General features: G+C 58.3%; 11 protein-coding genes. 8 read left to right on the top strand and 3 right to left on the bottom strand.

Annotation, left to right across the window (positions count from 1 at the left end):
• From VGP75_RS11370 to glmM, 5 genes are all read left to right on the top strand, one after another.
• Positions 1-1137: putative PEP-binding protein (locus tag VGP75_RS11370; protein WP_327543773.1), on the top strand; the 1137-nt coding region annotated here is incomplete at its 5' end.
• A gap of 188 nt (positions 1138-1325) precedes the next feature.
• Complete coding sequence (locus tag VGP75_RS11365) at positions 1326-1994, top strand: cell wall hydrolase (RefSeq protein ID WP_327543772.1); 669 nt, start codon at positions 1326-1328, stop codon at positions 1992-1994.
• A 95-nt stretch (positions 1995-2089) separates the two neighbouring features.
• Positions 2090-3010, top strand: a complete 921-nt coding sequence (locus VGP75_RS11360) for a dihydroneopterin aldolase (RefSeq protein ID WP_327543771.1) — start codon at positions 2090-2092, stop codon at positions 3008-3010.
• Positions 3007-4020: a dihydropteroate synthase gene (gene folP, locus VGP75_RS11355; protein WP_327543770.1), complete on the top strand. Its 1014-nt coding sequence runs from the start codon at positions 3007-3009 to the stop codon at positions 4018-4020. Before VGP75_RS11360 ends, folP begins: the two co-directional genes overlap by 4 nt.
• Positions 4017-5360 carry a phosphoglucosamine mutase gene (gene glmM, locus VGP75_RS11350; protein WP_327543769.1) on the top strand — a complete coding sequence of 448 codons (1344 nt, stop codon included), beginning with the start codon at positions 4017-4019 and terminating at the stop codon, positions 5358-5360. Before folP ends, glmM begins: the two co-directional genes overlap by 4 nt.
• On the opposite strand, the gene VGP75_RS11345 is transcribed toward glmM, so the two are convergent.
• Both VGP75_RS11345 and ilvC read right to left on the bottom strand, forming a co-directional pair.
• Complete coding sequence (locus VGP75_RS11345; RefSeq protein WP_327543768.1) at positions 5357-6256, bottom strand: DMT family transporter; 900 nt, start codon at positions 6254-6256, stop codon at positions 5357-5359. The genes glmM and VGP75_RS11345 overlap by 4 nt on opposite strands.
• Before the next feature lie 87 nt (positions 6257-6343).
• Entirely contained in the window at positions 6344-7366 is a 1023-nt protein-coding gene (gene ilvC, locus VGP75_RS11340) for a ketol-acid reductoisomerase (RefSeq protein ID WP_327543767.1), read from the bottom strand.
• Between the two features lie 130 nt (positions 7367-7496).
• On the opposite strand from ilvC, the gene VGP75_RS11335 reads away from it, so the two are divergent.
• From VGP75_RS11335 to VGP75_RS11325, 3 genes are all read left to right on the top strand, one after another.
• Positions 7497-7952: an Lrp/AsnC family transcriptional regulator gene (locus VGP75_RS11335; protein ID WP_327543766.1), complete on the top strand. Its 456-nt coding sequence runs from the start codon at positions 7497-7499 to the stop codon at positions 7950-7952.
• On the top strand, positions 7949-8401 hold the full coding sequence (locus tag VGP75_RS11330; protein ID WP_327543765.1) for an Lrp/AsnC family transcriptional regulator: 453 nt from the start codon (positions 7949-7951) through the stop codon (positions 8399-8401). Before VGP75_RS11335 ends, VGP75_RS11330 begins: the two co-directional genes overlap by 4 nt.
• A 66-nt stretch (positions 8402-8467) precedes the next feature.
• Positions 8468-9595, top strand: coding sequence for an aminotransferase class V-fold PLP-dependent enzyme (locus tag VGP75_RS11325; protein ID WP_327543764.1), 1128 nt, complete (start codon positions 8468-8470; stop codon positions 9593-9595).
• Here the strand turns inward: VGP75_RS11325 and VGP75_RS11320 are convergent.
• Positions 9592-10067 (bottom strand): FAD-dependent monooxygenase (locus VGP75_RS11320; RefSeq protein ID WP_327543763.1); only part of this gene is annotated, 476 nt, incomplete at its 5' end. The genes VGP75_RS11325 and VGP75_RS11320 overlap by 4 nt on opposite strands.

The raw sequence follows: 10067 nt of genomic DNA, 5'->3' as shown, positions 1-10067 counted from the left end.
GATGGCAGCCGTGGTCAGGTCCTTGCCGGTGAGCCGCCCATGCTGGAAGCCGCCCTCGATGGTGCGTTCCAGACCCTGTTGGAATGGGCGGACGATTTCCGCGATATCGGGGTGCGCGCCAATGCCGACACCCCTGCCGACGCGCAAACCGCCCGCAACTTTGCCGCCGAAGGTATCGGGCTGTGCCGCACTGAGCATATGTTCTTTGAAGGCGACCGTCTTGGCGTGATGCGCGAGATGATCTTTGCCGAAGAAAGCGACGACCGCAAAGAGGTGCTTGACCGCTTGCTGCCGATGCAGCGCGCCGATTTTCAGGCCCTCTTCGAGATCATGGAAGGCAAGAACGTTTGCGTGCGCCTTTTTGATCCACCGCTGCACGAATTCCTGCCCTCCGATAAGGCAGGCATGCGTGATCTGGCCGAACAGGTGGCCTTGCCGCTGCCGGATGTGATCGAGCGGATTGATGCGCTGGCGGAATATAATCCGATGCTGGGGATGCGGGGCGTGCGTCTGGGAATCGCTATTCCCGAGATTTACGACATGCAGACCCGAGCTATCTTTGAGGCGTTGGTGGCTGTCGGGAGGAAAGGCATCTCGATCAATGTCGAGATCATGATCCCGCTTGTCAGTGCCATGCGCGAAGTCGAGCTGCAAAAAGCGCGGATCAACGGGGTGGCAAACGCTGTCAGGGCGAAAAGCAAAGCGGATTTCACCTATCGTCTCGGCGTCATGGTTGAAACGCCGCGGGCGGCCTTGCGCGCACAGGATATTGTCGAGCATGCCGAGTTTTTATCCTTTGGCACCAACGACCTGACCCAGATGACCTATGGTCTGTCGCGCGATGATGCGGGCCGCTTTATGTCGTCTTATGTGCAGCAGGGCGTCTATGTCGAAGACCCGTTCCATACGCTGGATATTGAAGGTGTGGGCGAATTGATTTCCATCGGTGCAGCGCGTGGCCGGTTGGGCCGCAGCGATGTTGTCTTGTCGCTTTGCGGTGAACACGGGGGGGATCGCTCGGCAATCGCGTTCTGTCGTGCCCAGCAATTTGATTATATTTCCTGTTCCCCGTTCCGGGTGCCGGTGGCGCGTCTCACTGCGGCGCAGCTCGCTTTGGCCGATAAGGTGTCACCGTAATACAACGCTACATTTAGTAGTTAAAATGCAGCAAGCCCCTGCATTTTGTGATATTGCGGTCGCACCCTGTGCGTAATCTTGCCGGTTTTTGAACATCACGGCCCAAGGGGTAGACCTGAGCGCCTGTTTCCCCTATGGACTGCCGCGCTGGCGCGGAGCTAACCCGCGAAGTTTCCTGGGTGGGAAGAATGACTGTATTGAAGGCGATTATCGCCGCATGTTGTGCGGCAACTATTTCTGTTGGGGCAACATCAGCCTTTGCGGATGAAGTGATGGCAAGCCGTTTGGAAGCCATTCTGGGTCAAGAACGTCAGGCTCTATCGGTCGTGCCTGACAGCCGTTTGAGCATGCTGACCAGTTTGCCGCCTGCACAAGAGCGTGGCGTCGAGACACAGACCGGACTTGTCTATGATCGCGACTTTCTGGCCGACTTGCCCGCCGCAGATGGTGGACCAGAATGGCAATGTCTGGCCGAAGCACTCTACTTCGAAGCACGTGGCGAATCCGTTCGCGGGATGTTCGCAGTGGGCGAAGTCATCATGAACCGCGTCGATAGCAGTGCCTATCCGGATTCGCTTTGTGGCGTCATCAACCAAGGTACTGGACGCCTCTACGCTTGCCAGTTCACCTATACCTGTGACGGCAAACCAGAAGTCATCGCCGAGCCCCGGTCGTGGGAACGTGTTGGTAAAGTTGCCCGTATTTTGATTGATGGCGCACCGCGCGCATTGACCGGTGGTGCGACGCATTATCATACAAAGGCCGTCAACCCGTCTTGGGCAAAGCGTTTTCCACGCACTGCCTCGATCGGGTTCCATTACTTCTATCGCCAGCCTGTGCGCACGGCATCAATGTAAGTCGCATGATTGCGGATGAGCGTCGCGCCTGACGCTTGCCGCACCGCGTTCCCCCTTGTATCCCACAAGGGTAACTTGACGTGTTGGACGCCCCCATGACTGATGAGATCCGCCTTGCCTTTGCCCACCCGAGCGAGAGGGCAGAGGCCAGTAGCAGCATTCCTTACGATCGTATTTCACTACGTGATTACGTCGTCGAGGTCGAGATTGGTGCATTTCAGCAAGAGCGCGGAACCTTACAGCGCGTCCGCTTCAATGTCGTGGTCGAGGTCTTGCCGCTGAGCGGACCGATTGATGACGATGTCGACCGTATCCTGTCCTACGACAAGGTGACCGAAGCGATCAGCAACGAGCTGGAAGCAGAGCGGATCAATCTGCTGGAAACGCTCGCGGCGCGTGTCGCGGAACGCATTCTGCTCGAGCCACAGGCAGAACGTGTCTTTGTTCGCATAGAGAAACTTGACCGTGGCCCGTTCTCGTTGGGGGTCGAGATTGTCCGTGCGCGCGATGGTGTCGATCCGGGTGGGCAGACTCATGTGGCCGCTCCGCATCCACGCATCGTCTATTTGTCAAATGCCGCGGTTGAAAGCCCGCAGCTTGCAGGGTGGATAGATCAGCTGACGGCAATGGATGCGCCGCTCATTCTTTGCGTCGGGCCTGCTGACGTGCCCGCGCCCAAGGCGGAGAATGCGCTTGCCCAACGCCGGATTGATCTGCTGGCGATCGAACAAAATGCATGGAGTTTGGCCGCGCGCGACCGTCGCTGCATGGTTGTCAATTCGCGGACGGAACTGGATTGGGCAATGAAGAATGGCCAGATTTGCATCTGGGCACCCTCCAAGATTGTTCTTGATGCGGTTGATGGTCCATCTGCCAGTCCGCGCGATGCCGTAGCCCTTGTAGCATGGTTTGCCCAAGAGATGCTGGCCAAGGAATTGCTGGTCATTGGCCAGCCTGCGCCGCAGACTGATATCCCAGTGCGTGCTGTTCCGGCAGAGACCGCTGACCTGTCATGACCCAATACTATCGCCCCGTCGCCCGCTTTGGCGAAACGCCGACCGCGCAAAGCTTTCCTCTGGGGGGTGGTTTGTGCTGGTTTGATACCGTGGCAGTTCACACGCGCGGCGGCGGCGTCTGGTCCATGCCTGCCGGCGATGTGCCCGCAGAGGTGCTGGAAAACCTGACACGCCTGCGTGCGCCCGTTGCGGGTATGGACATGACCGGCCCGCGGATCATGGGTATTTTGAATGTCACTCCGGATAGTTTCTCCGATGGCGGACAGTTTGATGCGCCCGACCTTGCGCTGGCACATGCGCTGGCAATGCAACAAGAGGGCGCCGAGATCATCGACGTGGGCGGTGAAAGCACACGTCCCGGTGCGGCCGAGGTGCAGATTGCCGAGGAAATCGCGCGGACAGCCCCTGTGATTGCGGCCATTCGCGCGCAGAGCGATGTGCCAATCTCGATTGATACGCGCAAATCCGAAGTGGGATTGGCGGCAGTTGAGGCGGGCGCAACCCTGATCAACGATGTGGCGGCCTTTACCTTTGATCCGAAGCTGGCCGCGGTCGCAGCCGAAGCCAGAATTCCGGTTTGTGTCATGCATGCCAAAGGGTCGCCCGAGACGATGCAGAACGATCCCACCTATGACGATGTGCTGCTCGATGTCTATGACTTCCTCAGCGCGCGGGTTGAGGCCGCTTTGGCCGCAGGGATTGCGCGTGACCAGATTATCGTGGACCCCGGGATCGGGTTTGGCAAAACGCTAGAACACAACCTGACCCTCTTGCGCGGTATCGCACTTTTCCACGCGCTTGGCTGTCCGGTGCTGCTGGGCGCGTCGCGCAAGCGGTTTATCGGTACAATCGGCGGCGGCAAGGACGCATCGGACCGCGTAAGCGGATCTGTGGCGGTTGCTCTTTTTGCCGCAAGGCAGGGCGTGCAAATCTTGCGCGTTCACGATATCTTCGCAACAAAGCAAGCACTAGACTTGGAATGGGCAATTGGCGGGGCGGCAATGACATGACACGGAAACTCTTTGGCACCGACGGTGTGCGCGGCAAGGCAAATACCTTTCCCATGACCGCAGAAATGGCGCTGAAGATCGGTGCTGCTGCGGGGCGTTATTTCCGCAATGACGGGTCCAACGGCCACCGCGTTGTGATTGGCAAGGACACGCGGCTGTCCGGTTACATGTTTGAAAACGCGCTGACCGCCGGTTTGACCAGCACGGGCATGAATGTGCTGCTTTTGGGGCCTGTGCCGACGCCTGCGGTTGGTCTTTTGACAACGTCCATGCGCGCGGATCTCGGTATTATGATTTCCGCAAGCCACAACCCGCACCATGACAACGGGATCAAGTTTTTTGGTCCTGACGGTTTCAAGCTGTCGGACGAGGCTGAGGCCGAAATTGAAGCCATCATTGGTAATCCGATCGAACCGGCTCAGGCGCAGAATATCGGACGCGCCAAGCGGATCGACGATGGCCGTTTCCGCTATGCCGAGCGGATCAAATCGACCTTTCCGTCAGGCATGCGGCTTGATGGTCTGAAGGTTGTGATCGATTGCGCGAATGGTGCCGCCTACCGCGTCGCCCCCGAGGTCTTGTGGGAGCTTGGCGCAACGGTGATCCCTGTGGGTGTGTCACCTGATGGTTTCAACATCAACAAAGGCTGCGGTTCGACAAACACGGCGGCGGCGGCTGCAAAAGTGGTGGCCGAGGGCGCGCATGTCGGCATTTGCCTCGACGGCGATGCGGACCGCGTGATGATCCTTGATGAAAACGGCGAGGTTGCCGATGGGGATCAGCTGATGGCGCTGATGGCAGGCCGCTGGGCTGATCAGGAACGCCTGAATGGCGGGACTCTGGTTGCCACCGTGATGTCCAATCTCGGGCTTGAGCGGTATCTGGACGGGCGCGGATTGCGCCTTGAACGCACGGCTGTCGGTGACCGCTATGTGGTTGAGGCGATGCGCGCGCATGGCTGGAACCTTGGTGGCGAACAATCGGGTCATATCGTGATGACCGATTATGCGACGACCGGGGACGGTCTTTTGGCAGGCCTGCAATTTCTTGCCGCGATGATCGAGACGGACAGACCCGCAAGTGCTCTGACCAAGAGCTTTGAGACTGTGCCGCAGATGCTACGGAACGTGCGCTTTGCGGCAGGGCAGGACCCGCTGGGGAATGCATTGGTCAAAGCGTCGATTGCGGACGCCGAGACGAAACTGATGGGCAAAGGACGCTTGCTGATCCGCAAGTCGGGTACAGAGCCGCTGATCCGTGTAATGGCGGAATGCGAAGACGATACGCTTTTGGCGCAGGTCGTAGACGGTATTGTGGCCGAAGTGGAAGCCGCGGTCTAGCGCGGCAGCAGCCTGCGCAGGTTGCTCCACTGGCTGATGGCGAGGCCAAAGAGGATCAGCCCCAGTGCCACAAAGAAACGCAGTGGCAACACCTCGCTGAGCACCCAAGCGCCAAAGAACATCGACCACAGCGGCACCTGATAGTTCACCAGTGTCATGAAAATGGCCCCTGCGGAGCGGATCGTCGCCACGCGGATCAGGGCGGCCAATGCTGTTGGGATGAAGCCGAGGAAAATGATTGCCACGGTTGGGCGCATGTCCCCGATGGTTGGAATGCCTTCGATGATCAACATTGCAGGGATCAAGGCGACTGAACCCACTGTTAGCAACAGCGCTGCCAGTGTGATCGGATCAATGGGCGGGCAGCGGCGGGTCATGATGCTGGAGACGGCATAGGAGATTGACGCGGCGACGCAGGCGATCTGGCCCAGTGGTTCCCACCCCGTGCCGATACGCAGAACACCGGGGCCAATAAGGACGGTCGCCCCGACAAAGCCTAGGATCACACCCAAGGTATTGCGTAGGCTCATCTTTTCGTCAGTGAAAAGATGCGCCAGCGGCAGCACAAAAAGCGGCAGCGCGGCCATGGAGATACCTGCAAAGGCGGAAGGCACATACTGCTGTCCCCAACTCAGCAAGGCGAAGGGCAGGGCGGTGTTCATCAGGCCAATGGCAACCAGATAGCGGGTCATAACGGGCGTGAACACAGGTAATGGCCTGTTCAAAAAGCGCATCAGCAGCAACAGGGCAACAGCCCCGAGTGTCGTGCGGGCACAGGCGACGGTCAGGGGGCCATACCCTTCAAGCGCAATGGCCACGACCATGAAGGTCGCGCCCCAGATCAATCCGAGAAGGACGATGGAAAGCCAGTTTGCCGGTGTGGGTTGCGTGGTCATCTTGGGGTCCTATGCAATGCAAAAGGCCCGGACAGTGCCCGGGCCTTTCGGTGCGTAAGGTGGATCATGATCCACCTTACATGTCGATCAGTTTTTCGCTTTGTCGACCATTTTGCCCGCGGAAATCCAGGGCATCATCGCACGCAGTTTTTCACCGACCTGCTCGATCTGGTGTTCGTCATTGATGCGGCGTGTTGCCTTGAAGTACGGCTGGCCAACGGCGTTTTCCTGCATGAAGTCACGCACGAATTTACCGGTCTGGATGTCGGACAACACGTCTTTCATGCGCTTTTTGGTTTCTTCGTAAGGCAGGATGCGCGGACCAGAGACATATTCCCCATACTCGGCTGTGTTCGAGATGGAGTAGTTCATGTTCGCGATACCGCCTTCGTAGATCAGGTCCACGATCAGCTTGACTTCGTGCAGGCACTCGAAATAGGCCATCTCGGGCTCGTAGCCGGCCTCGACCAGTGTTTCAAAGCCCATGCGGATCAGCTCGACCAGACCACCGCAGAGAACAGCCTGTTCGCCAAAGAGGTCGGTTTCACATTCCTGGCGGAAGTTGGTTTCGATGATGCCGGAGCGCCCGCCACCGATGGCGGAGCAGTAAGAGAGGCCGATTTCCATCGCCTTTCCGGATGCATCGTTGTGGACCGCCACAAGGCAAGGCACGCCGCCGCCTTTGGTGTATTCGCCGCGCACGGTGTGGCCGGGGCCTTTGGGTGCCATCATGATGACGTCGACACCCGGCTTGGGCTCGATCAGGCCGAAGTGCACATTCAGGCCATGGGCAAATGCGATTGCCGAACCCTCTTTGAGGTTGTCATGGACGTACTTTTTGTAGGTCTCGGCCTGCAATTCGTCGGGCATTGTGAACATGATCACATCGCACCATGCCGCGGCTTCCGCGATGCCCATAACCGTCAGGCCTTCGCCTGTCGCTTTGGCGGCAGAAGGCGAGCCTTCGCGCAGTGCCACAACAAGGTTCTTTGCACCGCTGTCGCGCAGGTTCAATGCGTGGGCGTGCCCTTGCGAGCCATAGCCCAGAATGGCAACTTTTTTGTCTTTGATCAGGTTCACATCGCAATCGCGATCGTAATAAACGCGCATAGTCGTCGTCCTTTATGTGGTTTCTGGGGTGGGTATAACGTATCTTCCGCCTGAAAATAGTGTTGTTCCTTGAGTATTTTTGGCAAGATGATGATTGTTATGCGTGTTCTATTCGAATAGCATGATTTTTATGCTTGATGATACTGATCGCCGCATTTTGCGCCTTTTGCAGGCAGAGCCCGCGACCGCGATGCCGGAACTGGCCGAGGCAACGGGGCTGACACCCGCACGCGCGATGCGACGCGTGGACCGTTTGCGTGAAGACCGGATCATTCAGGGCAGCCATGCCATCATTCACTGGCCCGCATTAGGTTATGCGGTCTCGGTCAGTTTGCGTATTACGCTGGATAAAGCTGTCGCGCGCGCCTTTGACGAGTTTATTTCTGCCGCACGGGCGGTGCCGGAAGTGATCGAGATCCAGACCTTTCTGGGGCGTGTTGATGTACGCCTTTCGTTGATCGCAAAGGATTTGTCTGATTATCAGCGGATTTACCGTGAAGACGTTCTGACCTTGCCGCATATTGCGGACATCGAGGCGCTGATGACCGTCGCATCGGTGAAGTCTGACGAAAGCCTGCCGCTATGACGCTGGATGACCTTGACTATGCAATCCTGCGTGCGCTTTCGGCAAATGCGGATCAATCGACAACTCAGTTGGGTCAGAAACTCGGCCTCAGCCAGCCCGCCACGTGGCGGCGGATCCGCCGCTTGCAAGAGGGCGGGGTGATCGCGGGGCGCAGGCTTGTGCTGGATGCCGGAAAGCTGGGGTTCGGCGTGACGGTTTTTCTGGGTATCAAACTTGCCACCAAGGGGCGTGTGAGCCTTGAGGATTTTGAACGCGCAGTGGGGGCCATTCCCGAAGTGCAGACAGTGGATCACGTGCTAGGGCTCTATGATTACCGTTTGCGGGTCGTGGCCCGTGATCTGGCCGATTTTGAACGTGTCCTGCGTCGCCGTATCATGACCATGCCGGGTGTCGGTAACGTCGAGGCAAATGTGCTTTTGTCAGAAGAACGCAGGCCGGGGCCAATTTAGGCAGGCGCTGCTTGCTTTGTGCCGGTTCTGCACATAGCCATACGGATAAGCAGCAAGGAGATGGCAATGGACAATGCAATTTCAGGGGTCGACCCGGACGGTTTGATGGAGTTCTCGGTGGTTTTTACCGACCGGTCACTCAACCACATGTCAAAGGTCTTTCAGGGCGTGATGACCGATATCTCGGACATGCTCTGCGAGGTCTACAATGCCGATAGCGTGGCCATCGTGCCGGGCGGTGGCACCTACGCAATGGAGGCCGTGGCGCGCCAGTTCGGCGCTGATGCCCATGCTTTTGTGGTCCGCAACGGATGGTTTTCCTATCGCTGGAGCCAGATCTTTGAAGCAGGCAAGTTTACGGCCAAGACAACAGTCATGAAGGCGCGGCAGGCGGGCAATGATACGCGCGCGCCATTTGCACCGGCACCGATTGAAGACGTCACAGCAGCGATCAGGGAAGCGCGCCCCGATGTTGTATTTGCGCCCCATGTCGAAACGTCGGCGGGAATCATCCTGCCGGACGGCTATATCAAAGCGCTTGCCGATGCGGCCCATGACGTGGGTGCTCTCATGGTGCTGGATTGCATTGCCTCGGGCTGTGCCTGGGTGGATATGAAAGCGACCGGCGTTGATGTGTTGATCTCGGCGCCGCAAAAGGGCTGGTCGTCCACGCCTTCTGCGGGACTAGTGATGCTGTCGGCACGTGCCGAGGCAAGGATGGCGGAAACCACTTCAAATTCTTTCACCGTTGACCTGAAGAAATGGCACAGCATCATGCAGGCCTACCTGAATGGCGGTCACGCGTATCACGCAACAATGCCGACCGATGGCTTGCGGGCGTTCCGCGACACGATGCTGGAAACGCGTGAATTCGGTTTCGGCAAACTGAAGGAGGCGCAGTGGGCCTTGGGCGATGCGGTACGCAAGGTGCTGGCGGATAAGGGCATAAAATCGGTCGCGGCCGAAGGGTTCGGCGCGCCCGGTGTCGTGGTCAGCTATACCGACGATCCGGCCATCCAGAATGGATCAAAATTTGTCGCCGAAGGTATGCAAATTGCTGCTGGTGTCCCGCTGCAATGTGACGAGCCGGATGATTTCCGCACGTTCCGGCTGGGCCTTTTCGGGCTGGACAAGCTCTATGATGTGGACGCTACGTTGGCGCGTCTGGTGCCTGTGCTGGACAAGGTGCTTTAGCGCGCGCCAAGGCCCAGTTGCATCAACGTCTGCCGGATAGGCGTGACACCATAAAGTGCTTCGATCCCTTTGGCGCGAAGCGACTGCATCATCGGGCTTCCGGCAATTGACGCGCGATTGAGCGCGTCAATTCCTGTCACGCGCAATTTGATGTCAGGGTGGCGTTTGCGCGCATAGGCATCGAGCATCGCAGGCGCACCCAGTTGGTCGGGTGCCGCTGCCGCGAGATCAAGCAGACAGGACAGATCACGCAAAGACATATTGAGGCCCTGCGCGCCGATGGGTGGCATGACATGTGCTGCTTCGGCGACCAAAGCGGTGCGCGGCGCTGTCAGGTGATCCGCGATCTGGCTTATGATGGGCCAAAGTGTCCGCTTGCTGGCAAGCGTGAGTGGCCCGTAAAGATAAGCGGAGCGGTCGTTCGCGGCAGCCTCGAAAGCCGTTTCCGGCAGGGCATGCAAACGGTTGGCTT

The organism is Yoonia sp. (genome assembly GCF_036007805.1).
In the GTDB taxonomy this organism is placed as follows: Bacteria; Pseudomonadota; Alphaproteobacteria; order Rhodobacterales; family Rhodobacteraceae; genus Yoonia.
This window is presented reverse-complemented; position numbering and strand designations above follow the sequence as displayed.

What these genes read in the sequence shown, in the direction of transcription:
- VGP75_RS11365 (WP_327543772.1), top strand. Translation starts at nt 1,326, where the DNA reads ATGACTGTATTGAAGGCGATTATCGCCGCATGTTGTGCGGCAACTATT.
- VGP75_RS11360 (WP_327543771.1), top strand. Translation starts at nt 2,090, where the DNA reads ATGACTGATGAGATCCGCCTTGCCTTTGCCCACCCGAGCGAGAGGGCA.
- folP (WP_327543770.1), top strand. Translation starts at nt 3,007, where the DNA reads ATGACCCAATACTATCGCCCCGTCGCCCGCTTTGGCGAAACGCCGACC.
- glmM (WP_327543769.1), top strand. Translation starts at nt 4,017, where the DNA reads ATGACACGGAAACTCTTTGGCACCGACGGTGTGCGCGGCAAGGCAAAT.
- VGP75_RS11345 (WP_327543768.1), bottom strand. Translation starts at nt 6,256, where the DNA reads ATGACCACGCAACCCACACCGGCAAACTGGCTTTCCATCGTCCTTCTC.
- ilvC (WP_327543767.1), bottom strand. Translation starts at nt 7,366, where the DNA reads ATGCGCGTTTATTACGATCGCGATTGCGATGTGAACCTGATCAAAGAC.
- VGP75_RS11335 (WP_327543766.1), top strand. Translation starts at nt 7,497, where the DNA reads ATGCTTGATGATACTGATCGCCGCATTTTGCGCCTTTTGCAGGCAGAG.
- VGP75_RS11330 (WP_327543765.1), top strand. Translation starts at nt 7,949, where the DNA reads ATGACGCTGGATGACCTTGACTATGCAATCCTGCGTGCGCTTTCGGCA.
- VGP75_RS11325 (WP_327543764.1), top strand. Translation starts at nt 8,468, where the DNA reads ATGGACAATGCAATTTCAGGGGTCGACCCGGACGGTTTGATGGAGTTC.